Genomic DNA, 18,537 nt, shown 5'->3' on the forward strand with positions numbered 1-18,537 from the left:
CCCGCCCCCGCGGTTCCGGCCCGCGCGCCTCGGCGTCATCGGGTGTCGCCCTCCCGCGCGGGACGCCGGGCGGCCGGCTGCTCCGGCGTGGCCGGCGCGGGGGCGTTGCCGTCCGTCCCGTCGACGCACGGTTCCTTCCACTGGACGCGCTCCCAGATGAGGGGCAGCAGCGAGAGCTGGGCCATGTCGACGGGCGGGGGTGTGGTCACCGACCACAGCGGGGCGGGGGTGCCGTCGGCGACCGCGGCCGGGGCGTCGGTCAGGTTCATGCGCTCGCGCAGCCGGCCGTAGAAGTCCATCGCCGCGAGCCGGACCACCCGCAGCCGGCCGGGGGCGGCGTACACCCCGATCCAGTCCCCCGGCTCCAGCACGCCCCGCACCTGGCCGTCGATGCTGACGGCGGCCTGCCCCGAGCGTTCGAGGACACGCAGGCCGATGGGCTCGTTCGGGGCCGTGACCACGGAGCGGTTGAACGTCATGTGCGGGGCGACCGGGGTGAAGACGAGCGCGTCCGCGCAGGGCGAGACGACCGGGCCGCCGGCGGCGAAACTGTACGCGGTCGAACCGGTCGGGGTGGCCACCAGCAGCGCGTCGGCGGAGTAGGAGGCCAGCAGCCGGCCGGCGATGTACACGCCGACGGACACCTGGCGGTCCCGGGACAGCTTCTCCAGGACGATGTCGTTGATCGCCGTGACGTGCAGGGGGACGCCCCAGTCGGTGTCCTGCTCGCAGTCCGTGCGCACCTGGGGAGGCGGCAGCAGCGGCCCCCGGCCGTAGCGCATCAGCGCCTCCATGTCCTCCGGCATCTCCGGGCGGCGGGAGGCGCGCATGGTGAGGAGCATGCGGCTGTCGATGGTGAACCGGTCCTCGTGCACCGCGTCCAGCGCGTCCCGCACCGAGCAGGCCGGCACCTCGGTCAGGAAACCGACCCGGCCCAGGTCGACACCGAGGACCAGGGCGTCGTTGCGGGCGGCGAGCCGGGCGCCGCGCAGGAAGGTGCCGTCCCCTCCGAGGGTGACGATCAGGTCGGGATCGCCCGCGGCGGCGACCTCCTCGCGCGAGCTGTGCCGTCCGCCGTCGTGCCATACGTCGATGTCGGTGCACCGCACCCCGTGCTCCGCGGCCCACGCCCGCACCGCACAGGCCGCGTCCACCGCCTCCGCACGGCCGCCGTGCACCACCAGTCCGATCCCGTTCACCGTCATCTCCGCCTCCAGGACACCGTGCGGGCCGCTGTACCCACGCTGTCACGGCACGGCGGATCCTGTCGGGTGGAGCGCCACGGGCGCGGCGCGGGCGCGGGCGCGGGAACCCCGGGTGAGCGGGCCGGGCGGGCCCGCACCTTCGGCGAGGGCGGACGCGGACTGCTGCTCGTCGGGCAGCTCACCCGGCGCTGGGGCACCCGGCACGCCGGCACCGGGAAGACCGTCCGGGCCGAGCAGTCCCTCACCGGGGGCTGACACGCAGGGGGCCGGAGCGGCGCCGACGACCGAACACCGGGCCGGCCCAGCCGGGCGGGCGCGGGGCGGGTCCGGGGTCCCGGCCGGGGGTGCGGGTCCCGGCGGCGGCAGGGTCCGTGCCCCTGCCGGGGGTGCGGGTCCCGGCGGCGGCAGGGTCCGTGCCCCTGCCGGGGGTGCGGGTCCCGGCGGCAGCCGGGTCCGCTTCCCCGCCGGGAATGCGAGTCCCGGCGGCAGCCGCAGGGTCCGTGTCCCTCCCGGGAATGCGAGTCCCGTCGGCAGTCGCAGGGGCCGTTTCCCCGGCGACGGTGGATGTCCCGTGGGTGGCCGGGGGCGCCGGGGTTCGCTCGCCCGGCCCGGCGTCGTGCGCGGCGGTGCGCAGTTCGGCCACGAACTCCAGGCAGGAGCCGTAGCGGTCCTCGGGGGCCTTGGCCAGGGCCCTGGCGAACACGTCGTCCAGTCTCGGCGGCAGCCCCGAGCGCACCTCGCTCAGCGCGGGCGGCCGGTCGTACTGGTGTGCCCACAGCAGCGCCATGTCCTCGTCCCGGACGAACGGCGGCCCGCCGGCGAGCATCTCGAACACGACACAGGCGAGGCTGTACAGGTCGCACCGGCCGTCCACCGGGCGGCCCGAGATCTGCTCCGGGGCCACGTAGTCCAGCGTGCCGACGAACTGTCCGACCGTCGTGAACCCCGTCAGCGACAGCGACTTCTTCGTGAGCCCGAAGTCCGTGAGGTAGACGTGCTCGGGGTGCTCGCTGTCCGTGCCCGGCGCCACCAGGACGTTGCCGGGTTTCACATCCCGGTGCACCAGGTCGTGCTCGTGGGCCGCGTCCAGCGCGGAGGCCACCTGGGCGGCGATACGGAGGGCCGTGTCCACCGGGAGCACGCCCTCCTTGTCCAGCAGCGCGCGCAGATCCGGGCCGGACACGTAGCGCATCGCGATGTACAGCACACCGTCCGCCTCACCGGCCTCGAAGATCGGCACGATATGGGGGTGGTCGATGGCGGCGGCGACCCGCGACTCATGGGTGAAACGGCGGCGGAAGGTGTCGTTGCGGGCCATCTCCGGGGCGAGCAGCTTCAGGGCCACGGTCCGGTCGAGGCGCAGATCCGTCGCCCGGTAGACGACGGCCATTCCGCCCCGGCCGATCTCGTCCCGGACCTCGTAGCCCGCGATGCGCGTCGCCATCATCTGACCACCCCATAGCGGCCAACAGCTGTACGAATCGTATCCAGCGGTACGGCACTCACGCGAAACGGCCCCACTCGGCCTCACCCGGCCTCACCCGGCCTCGGCCGCCTGCCAGCCGGTCCAGCGGGACACGGTGACGAGGACGACCGGGCCGCCCGGAGGCCGCTCGCGGTACTGCGGGTACTTCTCGCACAGCGGCTCGACGAGCGCCGCGTCGGCGGGGACCACCCGCGCGTCGCCGTCCGCCCGGACCCACCACAGGTGGTCCCAGTTCTCGTCGTACGCGTCCACGAGCAGGCACACGGACGGCCGCGCGGCGATGTTGCGCAGCCGCTTGAGGCGGGGTGTGGTCTTGGGTTTGTGGTCCACGGCGGTGACGAGCCCGGCGGCGCCGTACCGCGCGAAGACGACCGGCACCAGATGGGGGCGACCGCTCTCGTCGACGGTCGCGAGCCGTGCCACCCTGGCCGCGGCGAACCGCCGCCGCGCCTCCTCCCCGGCCAGCTCCGGCACGGCACCACCTCCCGGTCAGACCCCGCGCAGCGCTTCGAGCACATCGTCGTCCGTCAGCTGCCCGAAGTCGTCGTACCACTGGCCGACCGCGCTGAAGAAGGCCGGCCGGTACGGGCAGACGACGAGGTCGGCCTCGGCGGCGAGCGCGTCGAGGGAGTCGGGCGCGCCGACGGGGACGGCGAGCACGGTCCTGGCGGGGTCCCGGCGCCGTACGTGGCGCAGGGCGGCGCGGGCGGTGGAGCCGGTGGCCAGGCCGTCGTCGACGACGATCACGGTACGGCCGCGCAGCTCGGGCGGCGGACGGCCCTCCCGGTACCGGCGCTCACGACGGCGCAGCTCCTGCCGCTCGCGCTCCACCACGGGGGCCAGGGACTCCTCGGTCAGGTCCAGGTGGGCCAGGGTCGCGCGGTCGAGGAGCGGCGGATCGTCCCCGGCGATCGCGCCGACGCCGAACTCCTCGTGGGACGGGGCTCCGATCTTGCGTACGACGAGCACGTCGAGCGGGGCCGGGAGCTCCCGGGCGACCTCCACGGCCACGGCCACGCCGCCCCGGGGCAGCGCCAGCACGACGGGGTCCGGCAGGGCGTCCTCGTCGCGCAGCTTCCCCAGCGCGGCGGCGAGTTCGCGGCCGGCCTGCGCACGGTCCCGATAGCGCATGGGTCGTCCTCTCCGGGCGAGGTCGGTCCCCTTCTTCCATGGTCACACCGGGAGGCGTCCAGGGCCGAGTTCTCCCCGACCACTTCGAACGTATTTTCTATAAACCGTGTCCGCCATCCCGGCAGGCCGCTTTCGATCAAGCCGCCGACCACGTGAGGTGCAGTTCCTCCGGCGAGCGGTGGATCATCGTCGGCCGCATGGTGACCGGGTGGTCGTCCGCGAGGCGCAGTCCGGGCAGCCTGCGGGTGAACTCCTCGACAGTGATGCGGAGTTGCTCGCGCGCGAGCTGCGCGCCGACGCAGGAGTGCACGCCGAAGCCGAAGGCGAGGTGGCGGGCGGGGGCGGACCGGGTGATGTCGAACGTGTCGGGGCCGGGGTGCCGCGAGGCGTCCCGGTTGGCCGCGCCGAAGGCGACGAACAGCTCGGCCCCGGCCGGGAGTTCGGTGCCGGCCAGAGTGGCCGGCCGGGTGGTGACCCGCCGGAAGCCCTGGAGCGCGCCGTCGTAGCGGGCCGCCTCCTCGACGGCCGCCGGGATCAGGTCGGGCCGCTCGCGGAGCAGTTCCCACTGGTCCCGGCGGCCGAGCAGGTGCAGGACGGTGGTGCCGATCAGCGCGGTCGTGGTCAGGTGCCCGGCGATCAGCAGGTTCTGCAGGTGGGCCACGACCTCGTGCCGCTGCTCCAGGGGGAGTTCGGCGTGGCCGGGTCCGGTCACGGAGGCGACGATCTCCGTGCACAGATCCTCACGGGGGTGCGTGTAGCGGTCGCGGGCGCAGCGGTCGAGGGCGTGCTGCATGGCGACCACGTCCTGGGCGGCGGCGATCTGCTCCTCCTCCGGCAGCGGCCGGAAGAGCAGTTCCTCGGCGCGGTGGCCGCCGTGCACGACGAGGGGCACGTCGGCGGGGTCGAGCCCGACGATCCGCCCGATGACGTCACCGGGCAGCCGCCGGGCGTAGGCCGCCATCAGCTCCACCCGGCCGTCCTTGACGAACCCGTCGACCAGGGCGGCGGCGCGCTCACGGGCGTACGGTACGGCCGCCGCGACCCGGGCGGGTGACAGCGCGCGCACCAGCGGGGCGCGCAGCCGCTGGTGCAGTTCGCCGTCCGAGGTGACCACGACCGGCCCCGCGCCGAAGCCGCCGCCGAGCACCGCGAGCGCGGCGGGCGAGGGCATGACGTCCGGCCGTAACGCGTTCGCCGAGGAGAACTCCTCGGTGCGGCGCAGCACTTCTCGTACGTCGGCGTCCCGGGCGACCAGCCAGGCGCCGAGTTCGGGGACGTGGAGAAGCCCCTCCGCCTCCCGTGCCCGCGCGTAGAGGGGATAGGGCTCGCGCATCAGTTCGTCGAGTCGGTCGTGCAGTTCGCGTTCCATGAGACGCCCCCCGGGACGACGACGGCGGTACGGACCGCGCTCATGGTGCCGTACCGCCGCGCCGTCACGACAGGGCCGTGCGACGTCCTGTCGTACGACGGTCGGAGACGGTCAGAAGACGACCCACCAGCCTTCGTGGGACGCCTGCTCGGCCGTGTAGGACACCCCGTGCGCCTTGAGGCCGGCCGCGTCGAGGAGGGTGATCTCGCCGCCGTGGTTGCCGAGTCGGGCGCCGTCGGACAGCGGTACGGCGAGGCTGGCGCCGGGGTCGAGGGGTCCGGCCGGTACCGGGGAGGCCTGGCCGATGCGGTCGAGGAGGCGCCAGCCGGTGAGGTCGACCGCGGCGGGCGAGGCGTTGAGGAGGGTGACCGACTCGCGTTCGGGGGCCGGGCCGGCCGGGTTGACCAGCGCGGCGACGATCCGGACCGGCCGGTCGCCGGGGGCGGGACGGGAGGTGTCGACGTCGGGAAGGGTGTGGCCGGTGACGTCGTCGGTGTGCCAGGCCTGGCTCTGGAAGGCGAGGAAGATGCCGACCCAGCGCTCCTGGCCCTGGCCGTCGCCCGGGAAGCGGATGAGGAGCCCGCCGTCCTGCCAGACCCCGTCATCACTGGTGAAGCGGCCGCTGTTGCCCTGGTTCATATGGATGTCGTGCACGCCGTTGCCGGGCAGGAAGCCGAACACCTTGTCCTTGACGGTGGGTTCGGGGCCGAAGCGCTCGCCGAAGACGTACAGCCGGGCGGCCGGGTCGTCGACCGCGCGCCGTACGTAGTGGTCGAGGAGGTCGGCCAGATCGTTGTCGGGACCGCTCGCGTCCGCCGGCAGGGTGCGCATACCGGCCGGGTCGAACAGGTTGCCGCGCACGAAGTCCAGGTTCGGTCCGCCGGGCCCGGACGGCAGGGTGTTCCAACCGCTCGTCAGGCCGTCCAGGCGGGCCGTGATCGGGTGCTTGAAGTCGTCGTCGACGAGATAGAGCAGGTCGGCGGGGGTCTGCTGGGACAGGACGTTGACGGCGGCCCGGAAGGGGGTCCCCCCGCTCGAGCGAAGCCGAGAGTGGGGGCGGACGCCGGCGTCGTCCGTGAGGTGGATCTGGTAGTGCGGGGTGTCGGCGGCGCCCTCGCGCCGGGTGTCGACAGCCCGTGTGATCAGTACGCCATAGGTCTTCAACGGCATGATGACCAACTCCCCGTGAAGGCAGGCGGTTTGCCCGCCATGGCGGGAATCGTACGGTGCCCGGACCGCGGCCGGCCCGGGTTGGACGATTCTGTCGGTCCTGTGAACACTCGGTGCGCGTCCCGTAACCGGTGGCCGGTTCCCTACGATCGTGCCGTGGTCAACTTCCTCCTCCAACGCACGGCTCCACTGCCGATCGACGAGGCGTGGCGCCGGCTCACGGAGTGGTCCCGGCACGCCGACGTGGTCCCGCTCACCCGGATCACCGTGCTCACCGATCCCCCGACCCACGAGGGCACGGTCTTCGTGGCGCGTTCCGGTCTCGGACCGCTGTCCTTCGAGGATCCCATGGAGGTCACCGTCTGGCATCCCCCGCAGGACGGCGGCCCCGGCCGGTGCCGCCTCGTCAAACACGGCCGGGTCGTACGCGGCTGGGCCGAACTGGAGGTGCATCCCGGCCCCGGCGGCCGTACCCGAGTGGTGTGGCACGAGGAACTGCGGATCCGGGGACTGCCGTCGGCCTTCGACCCGCTGGTACGCCGGACGGCCCGCGCGGTCTTCGGCCGGGCCGTCAACGCGCTGCTCCGGAAACCGTGATCGGGGCGCCGCTCCGGCGGCCCCGACGGCGACGGCGTGGAGCCCGCGGCCCTTGGCAGAGCGCGGCCCCACGATGGACAGTGGCCCTCCGGTGCCGAACGGTCACCGTGGGTCGACATGGCCGGGAGGCTCGGAGGTGGCGCTCTTCTCGCCCGGGGAAGTGAAGCTGTTGCGGGAGGCCGGGCGCCCGCACGGGTGGGCTCGCGGCGAGATACTGATGCGGGAGGGCGAGGAGGCCGACTCCGTCGTGCTGCTCACCGGCGGCCTGGTGAAGGCGACGGTCGACTCGGCCAACGGCTACACCAGCCTGCTCGCCCTGCGCGGCCCCGGTGAACTCCTCGGCGAACTCGCCTGCATAGACGGCGGGGTCCGGGGCGCGACGGTCACCGCGATGCGCCGCACGGAGGGCGTGGTGGTCACCGCGGACGCCTTCGTACGGCTGCTGGAGCGCGACTCGGGCCTCTGCCTGTCGGTGCTGCGCAGTGTCGTGGGCCGATTGCGGGACTCCGACGGGCTGCGCGCCGAACAGGGTGCCCGCACCACCCGGGCTCGGGTCGCCGGCCTCCTTGTGAAACTCGCCGTCCAGTACGGCTCGGCCGCGCCGGAGACGCTGCCGGGCGCGGTCTCCGTCCAGGTCAACCAGCGCGAACTGGCCGCCGCCACCGGGGCGTCCAGGGAGTCGGTGGTGCGCTGTCTGCGGGCCATGCAGCAGGAGGGCCTGGTGGCCACCGGCCGGGGCCGCACCGTCGTACTCGACCTGGCGGGGTTACGACGCTGGGCCGAGGAATGACCCGACGCTGTTGCACCGCCGGTGCATGAGAACGGAACTCCCCGCGCCGAATGCGTCATTTGACGCTGTACGACGGCTGTGAACGCGCTTCCATCAACCCCTGGCGCCCGGACCGGTACGGCAATCGGGGGAACGGACCGGGCGCTCCGGGGGAGCACGCCTGTGGCCAATCCGAGGGGGAGCTAGGCCACCGACCCGATCCGCCGCGCCGGGACGGGCGTTGATGTCGCGTCGTGGTGGATCGGGGTGTGCGCTCCCGTCAGGGAGATCCCGCTGCCGCCCCGGCGGTTGGCGACGATCTCGGCGGCGATCGACAGGGCCGTCTCCTCGGGGGTGCGGGCGCCGAGGTCGAGGCCGATCGGGGAGCGCAGGCGGGCCAGCTCCAGCTCGGTGACGCCGACCTCGCGCAGCCGCTGGTTGCGGTCCAGGTGGGTGCGGCGGGAGCCCATCGCGCCGACGTACGCCACCGGGAGGCGGAGCGCGAGCCGGAGCAGGGGCACGTCGAACTTGGCGTCGTGGGTGAGGACGCACAGCACGGTACGGCCGTCCGCCTGCGTCCGCTCCAGGTAGGTGTGCGGCCACTCGACGACGATCTCGTCCGCCTCGGGGAAGCGGGCCCGCGTGGCGAACACGGGCCGCGCGTCGCAGACCGTCACGTGGTAGCCGAGGAACTTGCCGACGCGCACCAGCGCGGACGCGAAGTCGATCGCGCCGAAGACGATCATCCGGGGCGGCGGGACGGACGACTCGACCAGGACCGTGAGCGGTGCTCCGCAGCGCGAGCCCTGCTCTCCGATCTCCAGGGTGCCGGTGCGGCCCGCGTCCAGGAAGGCGGTCGCCTCGGCGGCGACCGTGCGGTCCAGTTCGGGGTGGGCGCCGAAGCCGCCCTCGTGGGAGCCGTCCGCGTCCACGAGCAGGGCCCGGCCCAGCAGCTCCGACGGCCCGGTGACGATCCTCGCGACCGCCGCCGCCTCCCCCCGCGCGGCGGCCGCCAGCGCGGCCGCGACCACCGGCCGGGCGGGACCGTCCGCCCGTACCGGGGTGACGAGGATGTCGATGACGCCGCCGCAGGTCAGGCCGACGGCGAAGGCGTCCTCGTCGCTGTACCCGAAGCGCTCGAGAACGGTCTCGCCGTCCTCCAGCGCCTGCCGGCACAACTCGTACACGGCACCCTCCACACACCCTCCGGAGACCGAGCCGACGGCGGTGCCCTCGGCGTCCACCGCGAGAGCGGCACCGGGCTGCCGCGGCGCACTCCCACCGACGGCCACGACGGTGGCAACGGCGAAGTCACGGCCGTCCGCGACCCACCGGTTCAGCGCCTCGGCGATGTCCAGCATCTCTCGGTCTCCTTAAGAGCGGTTGCGTGGCGGGTTCTGGTGAGGAGCGGCCGGGCTAGTTCACGCCCAACCAGCTCTCCATGGGATGGAGGGCGAAATAGACCAGGAAGATCCCTGTCAGGCCCCACATGAATGCCCCGATCTCCCGAGCCCTCCCCTGAGCTGCCTTGATGGCGACGTAGGAGATGACACCCGCGGCCACACCCGTGGTGATCGTGTAGGTGAACGGCATCAGAACGACCGTCAGGAACACCGGAACAGCAGTGGCCCGGTCGGCCCAGTCCACGTGCCGCGCGTTCATCAGCATCATCGCGCCGATGACCACGAGCGCGGCGGAGGCGACCTCCTGCGGGACGATCGCGGTGAGCGGGGTGAAGAAGAGGCAGGCCGCGAAGAGCAGGCCGGTGACGACGGAGGCGAGACCGGTACGGGCGCCTTCGCCGACCCCCGTGGCCGACTCGATGAAGACCGTCTGGCCGGAGCCGCCGGCCACCCCGCCGATCGCACCGCCCGCGCCGTCGATGAACAGCGCCTTGGACAGCCCCGGCATCCGCCCCCTGTCGTCGGCCAGCTGCGCCTCCGCGCCGACGCCGATGATGGTCGCCATCGCGTCGAAGAACCCGGCGAGCACGAGGGTGAAGACGATCATCGCCACCGTCATCGCGCCGACCTTGCCCCAGCCGCCGAACTCGACGTGCCCGAAGAGCGAGAAGTCCGGCACGGAGACGGCGGAGCCGTGCAGTTCGGGGGCGGCGCCGCTCGCCCACTGCCCGGGGTCGATGACCCCGGCCGCGTTCAGGACCGCGGCCACGACCGTGCCGCTGACGATGCCGACCAGGATGGCGCCGGGGACGTTCCGCGCCTGGAGCATGAAGATCAGCAGCAGGGTGCCGGCGAAGAGCAGCACCGGCCAGCCGGCCAGTTCGCCCGCGGGGCCGAGGGTGACCGGGGTGGCCTTGCCCTGGTGCACGAAGCCGGACTTGTAGAAGCCGATGAGGGCGATGAACAGGCCGATGCCCATGGTGATGCCGTGCTTGAGCGCGAGCGGGATCGCGTTCATGATCATCTCGCGCAGGCCGGTGACGACCAGCAGCATGATGATCACGCCGTACATCACGCACATGCCCATCGCCTGCGGCCAGGTCATCTGCGGGGCGACCTGCGAGGACAGCACCCCGGAGACGGAGAGGCCGGCGGCGAGGGCGAGCGGCACCTTGCCGACGAAGCCCATCAGGAGCGTGGTGAAGGCCGCCGCGAACGCGGTCGCGGTGATCAGCGCCTTCTGGCCGAGCGTGTCGCCCGCCGCGTCCTTGCCGGACAGGATCAGGGGGTTGAGCAGGAGGATGTACGCCATCGCCATGAAGGTGGTGACGCCGCCGCGGACCTCACGCGCGACGGAGGATCCTCGCGGGGATATGTGGAAGTACCGGTCGAGCCAGGACCGTCCGGCCGGGACGCGGGTGCCGTCTCCCGCGTCCTCGGGTGTGGTCCTGGGCTCCGCTGACTGCTGGGCCATGGTGCCGTCTCCCAAGGTTCAAAGGGGCGGGTGTGAGTGAGTGGCGGTTGACGGCACTTGAGTGCCCTCTGACACGCATGGGTGAGCCTCCCGGCAGTCCAGGCACACTCCCGCAGTGGGGAACGAGAGTTCTCGCATCGAATGCGTGACCTTGACCAGGGGCAGTCGTTGGGTGTGGTGACGGATTTCTTCGACACCGGCCGGGGGTGACAGGGGTGGGTGGACTGCGGGAGGTGGCGGCACCGTTCGTGGTGCCCGGCCCCTCGGGAGTCACGGTCCATACCCGGCTCAAGGGTCTGACCGGCGAGGACGAGAAGGTACTGTGCCTGGCCGGCGACCTGCTCGGGTCGCTGGCCTCCCGTGACCTGAAGGCACGGTGTGCAGCCGGGCTGGACCACGACGGCGAGCTGTGGGCCGAGCGCAAGCGGGCTCTGAGCGAGGAGTCGTCCTCGCGCTGGGCTGGGTCGCTCACGAAGGCCACCCACGACCAGTGGGCGCTGGCCCGGCGCGGCCTGCTCGCGCACATCCACGCCCTCCAGGCGGGCGTGCGCACGATCAGGCACCGGCTGTCCCTGCCTCTCGGCGAGAAAGGGTCCAAACGAGCGCCAGGGGGATATCGCAGCAGCAAGGAGTGGTTCGCCAAGTCCCGCCGCCTGCATCTGCTTGAAGACCGGCTGAAGGCGGCGCAGACCGACTGGCAGGCCGGCATCGTGCGTGTGGTGCGCGGCGGCAAGCGGCTGCTGAACACCCGGCCACCACCTTGAGGCGGCCGGGCTCGCCGAAGAGGAGTGGCGGCACCGGTGGCAGGCCGGACGCAGGTTTCTCCAGGCGGACGGCGAGTCCGGGAAGCGGTACGGAAACGAGACTCTCCGTGTCACCCCCGACGGCGAGGTCTCGATCAGGCTCCCCGCGCCGCTGGCTTATCTGGCGAACGCGCCGCACGGCCGGTACGTCCTCACCGGCCGGGTGAGCTTCGCGCACCGGGGCGAGCAGTGGGTCGACCGCGTCACCGCCAATCGGGCCGTCGCCTACCGCATCCACGAAGACGTGCAGCGTGGCCGCTGGTACCTGACCGCGTCCTGGACCATCCCACCGACCAGGACGGTACCGCTGGACACGGCCCGCGCGAACGGCCTGGTCGGCGTGGACACCAACGCCGACCACCTCGCCGCCTGGCGCCTCGACCGGCACGGCAACCCCGTAGGCCAGCCTCTCCGTTTCGGCTACGACCTCGGCAGCACCGCCTCGCACCGTGACGCCCAGGTCAGACACGCCCTGATCCGCCTGCTGCACTGGGCCAAACGCCACGGCCTCGCGATCGCCGTCGAGAACCTCGACTTCCAGACGGAGAAGACCCGCGAGAAACACGGAGGCCATAAACGCTTCCGGAAGCTGATCTCCGGCATGCCGGTGGCCAGGCTGCGGGCGCGACTGGTCGGCATGGCGGCCGAACTCGGCATCCCCGTCATCGCCGTCGACCCCGCCTACACCAGCCAGTGGGGCGCCCAGCACTGGCAAAAGCCCCTTACCCGCACGAGCAGAAAGACCACCCGCCACGACACAGCCGCCGTGGCGATCGGAAGACGCGCCCTGGGACACCCGATCAGGCGACGGACGGCACCGCCCCGCACCCACCAGAGCGATGGATGCGGGCATCGGACCGTCCAGGCCCGACCGGAGGCCCCGGGGCGTGAGGGAAACCGCCCCCGCGTTCCCGGACCACGGACACGATCCGTGCCGCCCGGACGCGGAGCGAACGCGGTCGACCAGAACGCCCAACACCGTCCGGGGCGTTCGGCTGAGCATAGGTTCTGGCAACAGGACTCACTCCCACTCAGTCATTAGGAACGGTTGGGATGTGCACGACCCGGGGGACGGCCCGAGACGACCTGTGGTGCGGACCTGCTGACCAACGCCGGGCCGGCCGTGGGTCGAGCAGTCGCCTGGCGCCGGGGTGCCGCCACAGGCCCTAGACGTTGCCCGTCAGATGCTCCGGACGGACCGGCGTCCTGTTCAGCTCCAGGCCCGTCGCGTTGCGGATCGCCGCGAGCACGGCCGGAGTCGAGGACAGCGTCGGCGCTTCACCGATGCCGCGCAGCCCGTACGGCGCGTGGTCGTCGGCGAGTTCGAGGACGTCGACCGGGATGGTCGGCGTGTCGAGGATGGTCGGGATCAGGTAGTCCGTGAAGGAGGGGTTCCTGACCTTCGCCGTCTTCGGGTCGACGATGATCTCCTCCATCACCGCGATGCCCAGCCCCTGGGTGGTACCGCCCTGGATCTGGCCGACGACGGAGAGCGGGTTGAGCGCCTTGCCGACGTCCTGGGCGCAGGCCAGCTCGATCACCTTGACCAGGCCGAGCTCGGTGTCGACCTCGACGACCGCGCGGTGTGCGGCGAAGCTGTACTGGACATGGCCGTTGCCCTGCCCGGTGTGCAGGTCGAAGGGCACGGTCGGCCGGTGCCGCCACTCCGCCTCGATCTCCACGGCCTCGTCACCGAGGACGTCCACCAGATCGGCGAGCACCTCGCCGGCGTCGGTGACGACCTTGCCGCCTTCGAGCAGCAGCTCGGCCGTGGCCCAAGCGGGGTGGTACGTACCGAACTTGCGGCGGCCCAGCTCCAGGACCTTCTCGCGGACCAGCTCGCAGGAGTTCTTCACGGCGCCGCCGGTGACATACGTCTGCCGGGAGGCCGAGGTCGAACCCGCGGAACCCACCTGGGTGTTCGCCGGGTGGATGGTCACCTGGGCGACGCCCAGCTCGGTGCGGGCGATCTGCGCGTGGACGGTGACCCCGCCCTGGCCGACCTCCGCCATCGCGGTGTGCACGACCGCGACGGGCTCACCGCCGGCCACCTCCAACCGCACCCGCGCGGTCGAGTAGTCGTCGAACCCCTCGGAGAAACCGATGTTCTTGATGCCGACCGCGTAGCCGATGCCCCGTACGACGCCTTCGCCGTGGGTGGTGTTGGACAGACCGCCGGGCAGCTCCCGCAGGTCCGCGCCCTCGCTGCTCTCCCACTGGCGCTCCGGCGGGAGGGGCATCGCCTTGACCCGGCGCAGGAGTTCGGCGACCGGGGCGGGCGAGTCCACCGGCTGCCCGGTCGGCATGATCGTGCCCTGCTCCATGGCGTTCAGCTGCCTGAACTCCACCGGGTCCATGCCGAGTTGCGCGGCCACCTTGTCCATCTGTGCCTCGTAGGCGAAGCACGCCTGGACCGCGCCGAAGCCGCGCATCGCGCCGCAGGGCGGGTTGTTGGTGTAGAGGGCGATGGCCTCGATCTCGACGTCGTCGACGACGTACGGCCCGATGCCGAGCGAGGAGGCGTTGCCGACGACCGCCGGGGAGGCGGAGGCGTAGGCGCCGCCGTCGAGCACGATCCGGCACTTGACGTGCGTCAGCTTGCCCTCGCGGGTGGCCCCGTGCTCGTAGTAGAGCCGGGCGGGGTGGCGGTGGACGTGCCCGAAGAAGGACTCGAAGCGGTTGTAGACGATCTTCACCGGTTTGCCGGTGCGCAGGGCCAGCAGGCAGGCGTGGATCTGCATCGACAGGTCCTCGCGGCCGCCGAACGCGCCGCCGACGCCGGCCAGCGTCATCCGCACCTTGTCCTCGGGCAGGCCGAGCACGGGCGCGATCTGGCGCAGGTCGCTGTGCAGCCACTGGGTGGCGATGTAGAGGTGGACACCGCCGTCCTCCTCGGGCACCGCGAGACCGGACTCGGGGCCGAGGAAGGCCTGGTCCTGCATGCCGAAGCAGTACTCGCCCTTGACGATGACGTCGGCCCCCTTGGCCGCCTCGTCGGCGTTGCCGCGGACGATCGGCTGGCGGTGCACGATGTTCGGGTGCGGGACATGGCCGATGTGGTGGTCGTCGCGGCCCTCGTGGACGAGGACCGCGTCCGGGGCGGTCGCGGACGCCTCGTCGGTGATCACCGGGAGCTCCCGGTACTCGACCTTGATCTTGGCGGCCGCGCGGCGGGCGGTCTCCGGGTGGTCGGCGGCGACGATGGCGACCGGCTCGCCGTGGTGGCGTACCTTGCCGTGCGCGAGGACCGGGGTGTCCTGGATCTCCAGGCCGTAGTTCTTCACCTCGGTGGGGAGGTCGTCGTAGGTCATGACGGCGTAGACGCCGGGCTGGGCGAGTGCCTCGCTGGTGTCGATCGACACGATCTCGGCGTGGGCGACCGGCGAGCGGAGGATCTGGCCCCAGAGCATGTCCTCGTGCCACAGGTCGGACGAGTACGCGAACTCGCCGGTGACCTTGAGGATCCCGTCCGGGCGGAGCGTGGACTCGCCGATGCCGCCGCCGGTCCGCGAACCCTGGGTGATCTTCGTGGGAGCGCCGTTGGTCATGCCGCTCAGACCGCCTCTCCCTGCCGGGCGGCCGCGAGGCGGACCGCGTCCATGATCTTCTCGTAGCCGGTGCAGCGGCAGAGGTTGCCCGACAGCGCCTCGCGGATGTCCGCGTCGGTCGGGTTGGGGTTGTGCTCCAGCATCTCGTCGGCGGCGACCAGCAGGCCCGGGGTGCAGAAACCGCACTGGACCGCGCCGGCGTCGATGAACGCCTGCTGGATCGGCGAGAGTTCACCGGATCCGGACTCGGGCTCTCCGGTCCGCTCCCGCGCGAGGTCCGCGAGCCCCTCGACCGTGACGACCTCGCGGCCCTCGACCTGCCCCGCCGCGACCAGGCACGAGCACACCGGCACCCCGTCCAGCCGGACCGTGCAGGACCCGCACTCCCCCTGCTCGCACGCGTTCTTGGAGCCGGGGAGCCCGAGCCGCTCGCGCAGCACGTAGAGAAGGCTCTCGCCCTCCCAGACGTCGTCGGCTTCCTGCGGACGTCCGTTGACGGTGAAGTTGACGCGCATCAGGCGACACTCCCCTTCTGAAGAGCGGTGCCGCGGTACGACTCCCAGGTCCAGGTGAGGGTCCGGCGGGCCATCACGCCGACCGCGTGGCGGCGGTAGCTCGCGGTGCCCCGGACGTCGTCGATGGGGTTGCAGGAGGCGGCGCACAGGTCCGCGAACTGCTTGGCGACCGACGGGGTGATGATCCTGCCGTTGTCCCAGAAGCCGCCCTCGTCGAGCGCCGCGTTCAGGAAGTCCTCGGCGGTCTTCGCCCGTACGGGGGTGGGGGCGGCCGAGCCGATCCCCGTGCGGACCGTCCGCGTCCCGGGGTGCAGGGCGAGCCCGAAGGCGCACACGGCGATGACCATGGCGTTGCGGGTGCCGACCTTGGAGTACTGCTGCGGCCCGTCGGCCTTCTTCACATGCACCGCGCGGATCAGCTCGTCGGCCGCCAGGGCGTTGCGCTTCACGCCGGTGTAGAACGCGTCGATCGGGATGAGCCGGGAGCCGCGCACCGACTCGGCCTCGACCTCGGCGCCCGCCGCGAGCAGCGCGGGGTGGGCGTCGCCGGCCGGGGAGGCGGTGCCGAGGTTGCCGCCGACGCCGCCGCGGTTGCGGATCTGCGGGGAGGCGACCGTGTGCGAGGCGAGGGCGAGACCGGGCAGCTCGGCGCGCAGGTTCTCCATGATCCGGGTGTAGGGCACGGAGGCGCCGAGCCGTACGCTGTCCTCGCCGACCTCCCATTCGTAGAGATCGCCGATGCGGTTGAGGTCGAGGAGGTACTCGGGCCTGCGGTGGTCGAAGTTGATCTCGACCATCACATCGGTGCCACCCGCGATGGGCACAGCGGTGGGGTGCTCCGCCTTCGCGGCGAGCGCCTCCTCCCAGCTGGCGGGGCGTAGGAAGTCCATGACCGGCTCTCTTCTCCGTCTCGTGAGTCTCGTGAGTCGTGCGGATTGAGCCAATCCGTGTGCGGCGGGCCCGGCTCGTTCATGTCCTGTTAACGCGGAATGAGGCCAGTACACCGCCCCGTACTCCAGTGGGGTCAGTCACCGAAACCATGAAGGAGTTGGCTGGCCAGCACGGCCATCTTGTAGATTCGTATGAACGGAGGCCATCAGTAACCTCTCGGTTTTCCTGTGGAAACGCAGGCAACGCCCTGGCGACCACCGGTGGCGGTCCGGCAGCTCTCGGTCACTGCCCGCGGAGGCGCCCGCCGGGGGGCTTCCCCGGAGACTCTCCACGATTCATCGTAGATTTCGAGACACAGAACGGCGGCGACGAGATGCGGCTGCGCGCACTGCTGGACACCGATGCGCTGGGCCTGCGGCTGCTCGGCGGCGAGGACGAGCTGGACCGCACCGTACGCGGGGTGATGACCACCGATCTGCGCGACCCCAGCCGCTACCTCTCGGGCGGCGAGCTGGTGCTGACGGGCCTGGCCTGGCGCCGGGACGCGGCGGACTCCGAGCCGTTCGTACGACTGCTCGTGCAGGCCAAGGTGGTCGCGCTGGCGGCGGGCGAGGCGGAGCTGGGCGACATCCCGGACGATCTGATCGTGGCCTGCGCGCGCCACCGTCTGCCGCTCTTCGCGGTCCATGAGTCGGTGGCGTTCGCGACGATCACCGAGCATGTCGTACGGCAGGTCAGCGGCGAGCGCGCCGGGGACCTCGCGGCCGTCGTCGACCGGCACCGCCGGATGATGACCTCGGGCCCGGCGGGCGGCGGCCCGGACGTGGTCCTGGACCTGCTCGGCTCCGACCTCGACCTGCGTGCCTGGGTGCTGTCCCCGACCGGCCGTCTGATCGCGGGCTCCAAGGTCGCGGGCCCGGCGCTGCCCGCCGACGTCTGCGCCAGGCTGGCCGCCGAGCATCTGGCCGCCACCCGTACCGGCCGCCGCGGCCCGCACCGTGTCCTCCTCGACGGCACCACCTACTCCCTCTTCCCGATCCGCAACTGGGGGCACCTCCCGGCGGCGGCCGGGGGAGGCCGCTCCCCGCAGGGCGCGCGGGACGTGCGCGAGACGGTCCTGTCGGACTGGCTGCTCGCGGTGGAGGCGGACGCCGGTGACTGGCCCGAGGAGCGGCTCGACCTGCTGCAGGGCGTCACCCAGCTGATCGCCGTGGAGCGGGACCGCCGCGATGCCGCCCGCACGGTGCGGCGGCGGCTGGCCCAGGAGGTGCTGGAGCTGGTGCAGACGGGCGCGGCACCGGCGGAGATCGCCGCCCGGCTGCGGGTGGCCGCCCCCGTCCTGCTGCCCGGCCTCGGCGCGGCCCCGCACTGGCAGGTCGTGGTCGCCCGTGTCGAGTGGGACGGCGACGAGGTCGAGGGCGGCCCCGTCGCGCAGTCCCTCCTGGAGGAGATCCTGGTCGACCCGCTCGCGACCGGTCCCGAACCCTCCGACCGCATAGCGGTGGCCCACACCGGCGACGAGGCGATCGCCCTGGTCCCGCTTCCCGCCGTCTCCGCCGAGCACGACGGCTCCGAGTCCGGCATCCTCGCCGACGCGCTCCTGGAGTCCGTACGGGAGCCGCTGGCGGGGGGCCTCGACGACGACGGCCGGGTCACCCTCGGCGTCAGCGCGGCCGTGCACTCGGCGGAGGGCCTGCGCGGGGCCCTGGAGGAGGCCCGGCACGCCCGTCGGGTGGCCGCCGCCCGCCCCGGCCGGGTCTGCGCGGCGGGCCACCAGGAACTGGCCTCGCACGTCCTCCTGCTCCCCTTCGTCCCCGACGACGTCCGCCGCGCCTTCACCGCCCGCCTCCTCGACCCCCTCCGGGACTACGACCGCCGGCACCGCGCCGAGCTGATCCCGACCCTGGAGGCGTTCCTGGAGTGCGACGGCTCCTGGACCCGCTGCGCCACCCGCCTCCACCTGCACGTCAACACACTGCGCTATCGCGTGGGCAGGATCGAGCAGTTGACGGGCCGGGACCTCTCCCGGCTGGAGGACAAGCTCGATTTCTTCTTGGCGTTGCGGATGAGCTGAGGTCACGCGGGCGCGCGACGGACGACCGCCAAGTGCCCTCGCCGTCCCACGACTTTGTGAAATTATTCACCCACCCTCTTGGCCCCGCGCGGCGATCGGTGC

At 72.5% G+C, this 18,537-nt stretch carries 14 protein-coding genes and 2 pseudogenes; 5 read left to right on the forward strand and 11 right to left on the reverse strand.

Features of this window, described 5'->3' with window-relative positions; genetic code table 11:
* Window positions 1-35: 35 nt before the first annotated feature.
* A complete protein-coding gene (locus AB0D85_RS21075) occupies window positions 36-1,205 on the reverse strand; it encodes an NAD(+)/NADH kinase (RefSeq protein ID WP_362322242.1) in 1,170 nt (389 codons plus the stop codon).
* Window positions 1,206-1,271: 66 nt separating this feature from the next.
* On the opposite strand from AB0D85_RS21075, the gene AB0D85_RS21080 reads away from it, so the two are divergent.
* Complete coding sequence (locus AB0D85_RS21080) at window positions 1,272-1,460, forward strand: hypothetical protein (protein ID WP_362322611.1); 189 nt, start codon at window positions 1,272-1,274, stop codon at window positions 1,458-1,460.
* Between the two features lie 367 nt (window positions 1,461-1,827).
* Here AB0D85_RS21080 and AB0D85_RS21085 read toward each other — a convergent pair.
* From AB0D85_RS21085 to AB0D85_RS21105, 5 genes and pseudogenes are all read right to left on the reverse strand, one after another.
* A pseudogene (locus tag AB0D85_RS21085) lies at window positions 1,828-2,652 on the reverse strand (serine/threonine-protein kinase); the annotation flags it as partial.
* A gap of 90 nt (window positions 2,653-2,742) precedes the next feature.
* Complete coding sequence (locus AB0D85_RS21090; protein ID WP_362322244.1) at window positions 2,743-3,165, reverse strand: TIGR03668 family PPOX class F420-dependent oxidoreductase; 423 nt, start codon at window positions 3,163-3,165, stop codon at window positions 2,743-2,745.
* 15 nt (window positions 3,166-3,180) lie between these two features.
* Window positions 3,181-3,822, reverse strand: coding sequence for a phosphoribosyltransferase family protein (locus tag AB0D85_RS21095; protein WP_362322246.1), 642 nt, complete (start codon window positions 3,820-3,822; stop codon window positions 3,181-3,183).
* Between the two features lie 136 nt (window positions 3,823-3,958).
* Window positions 3,959-5,191 carry a cytochrome P450 gene (locus AB0D85_RS21100; protein WP_362322248.1) on the reverse strand — a complete coding sequence of 411 codons (1,233 nt, stop codon included), beginning with the start codon at window positions 5,189-5,191 and terminating at the stop codon, window positions 3,959-3,961.
* 111 nt (window positions 5,192-5,302) lie between these two features.
* Window positions 5,303-6,361, reverse strand: coding sequence for a DUF2278 family protein (locus tag AB0D85_RS21105; RefSeq protein ID WP_362322250.1), 1,059 nt, complete (start codon window positions 6,359-6,361; stop codon window positions 5,303-5,305).
* A 156-nt stretch (window positions 6,362-6,517) separates the two neighbouring features.
* On the opposite strand from AB0D85_RS21105, the gene AB0D85_RS21110 reads away from it, so the two are divergent.
* Window positions 6,518-6,958, forward strand: a complete 441-nt coding sequence (locus AB0D85_RS21110; protein WP_362322252.1) for an SRPBCC family protein — start codon at window positions 6,518-6,520, stop codon at window positions 6,956-6,958.
* Window positions 6,959-7,094: 136 nt separating this feature from the next.
* Complete coding sequence (locus tag AB0D85_RS21115) at window positions 7,095-7,748, forward strand: Crp/Fnr family transcriptional regulator (protein ID WP_362322254.1); 654 nt, start codon at window positions 7,095-7,097, stop codon at window positions 7,746-7,748.
* A gap of 182 nt (window positions 7,749-7,930) precedes the next feature.
* Here AB0D85_RS21115 and AB0D85_RS21120 read toward each other — a convergent pair whose 3' ends face one another.
* Together AB0D85_RS21120 and AB0D85_RS21125 are read right to left on the reverse strand one after the other, a co-directional pair.
* Complete coding sequence (locus AB0D85_RS21120) at window positions 7,931-9,088, reverse strand: XdhC/CoxI family protein (RefSeq protein ID WP_362322256.1); 1,158 nt, start codon at window positions 9,086-9,088, stop codon at window positions 7,931-7,933.
* A gap of 55 nt (window positions 9,089-9,143) precedes the next feature.
* Window positions 9,144-10,604: an NCS2 family permease gene (locus tag AB0D85_RS21125; RefSeq protein ID WP_362322258.1), complete on the reverse strand. Its 1,461-nt coding sequence runs from the start codon at window positions 10,602-10,604 to the stop codon at window positions 9,144-9,146.
* Window positions 10,605-10,819: 215 nt separating this feature from the next.
* Here AB0D85_RS21125 and AB0D85_RS21130 point away from each other — a divergent pair.
* A pseudogene (locus AB0D85_RS21130) lies at window positions 10,820-12,449 on the forward strand (IS200/IS605 family accessory protein TnpB-related protein).
* Between the two features lie 124 nt (window positions 12,450-12,573).
* Here the strand turns inward: AB0D85_RS21130 and AB0D85_RS21135 are convergent.
* The 3 genes from AB0D85_RS21135 to AB0D85_RS21145 are packed head-to-tail and all read right to left on the reverse strand — an operon-like array spanning window position 12,574 to window position 16,360.
* Window positions 12,574-14,955: a molybdopterin cofactor-binding domain-containing protein gene (locus tag AB0D85_RS21135; protein WP_362322260.1), complete on the reverse strand. Its 2,382-nt coding sequence runs from the start codon at window positions 14,953-14,955 to the stop codon at window positions 12,574-12,576.
* Window positions 14,956-14,960: 5 nt separating this feature from the next.
* Window positions 14,961-15,470 (reverse strand): (2Fe-2S)-binding protein, encoded by a 510-nt coding sequence (locus AB0D85_RS21140; protein ID WP_362322262.1) that lies wholly within the window; start codon window positions 15,468-15,470, stop codon window positions 14,961-14,963.
* Complete coding sequence (locus AB0D85_RS21145) at window positions 15,470-16,360, reverse strand: FAD binding domain-containing protein (RefSeq protein ID WP_362322264.1); 891 nt, start codon at window positions 16,358-16,360, stop codon at window positions 15,470-15,472. The genes AB0D85_RS21140 and AB0D85_RS21145 overlap by 1 nt, the downstream gene beginning before the upstream one ends.
* Window positions 16,361-16,734: 374 nt before the next feature.
* On the opposite strand from AB0D85_RS21145, the gene AB0D85_RS21150 reads away from it, so the two are divergent.
* Complete coding sequence (locus AB0D85_RS21150; RefSeq protein ID WP_362322266.1) at window positions 16,735-18,435, forward strand: PucR family transcriptional regulator ligand-binding domain-containing protein; 1,701 nt, start codon at window positions 16,735-16,737, stop codon at window positions 18,433-18,435.
* Window positions 18,436-18,537 lie beyond the last annotated feature (102 nt).

This window comes from Streptomyces sp. NPDC048277, from assembly GCF_040652235.1.
GTDB lineage: Bacteria > Actinomycetota > Actinomycetes > Streptomycetales > Streptomycetaceae > Streptomyces.

Bases quoted from the DNA above. Each gene is read 5' to 3' on its own strand.
- AB0D85_RS21140 (WP_362322262.1), bottom strand. From the start codon at position 15,470: ATGCGCGTCAACTTCACCGTCAACGGACGTCCGCAGGAAGCCGACGAC.
- AB0D85_RS21120 (WP_362322256.1), bottom strand. From the start codon at position 9,088: ATGCTGGACATCGCCGAGGCGCTGAACCGGTGGGTCGCGGACGGCCGT.
- AB0D85_RS21075 (WP_362322242.1), bottom strand. From the start codon at position 1,205: ATGACGGTGAACGGGATCGGACTGGTGGTGCACGGCGGCCGTGCGGAG.
- AB0D85_RS21095 (WP_362322246.1), bottom strand. From the start codon at position 3,822: ATGCGCTATCGGGACCGTGCGCAGGCCGGCCGCGAACTCGCCGCCGCG.
- AB0D85_RS21145 (WP_362322264.1), bottom strand. From the start codon at position 16,360: ATGGACTTCCTACGCCCCGCCAGCTGGGAGGAGGCGCTCGCCGCGAAG.
- AB0D85_RS21135 (WP_362322260.1), bottom strand. From the start codon at position 14,955: ATGACCAACGGCGCTCCCACGAAGATCACCCAGGGTTCGCGGACCGGC.
- AB0D85_RS21105 (WP_362322250.1), bottom strand. From the start codon at position 6,361: ATGCCGTTGAAGACCTATGGCGTACTGATCACACGGGCTGTCGACACC.
- AB0D85_RS21100 (WP_362322248.1), bottom strand. From the start codon at position 5,191: ATGGAACGCGAACTGCACGACCGACTCGACGAACTGATGCGCGAGCCC.
- AB0D85_RS21125 (WP_362322258.1), bottom strand. From the start codon at position 10,604: ATGGCCCAGCAGTCAGCGGAGCCCAGGACCACACCCGAGGACGCGGGA.
- AB0D85_RS21150 (WP_362322266.1), top strand. From the start codon at position 16,735: ATGCGGCTGCGCGCACTGCTGGACACCGATGCGCTGGGCCTGCGGCTG.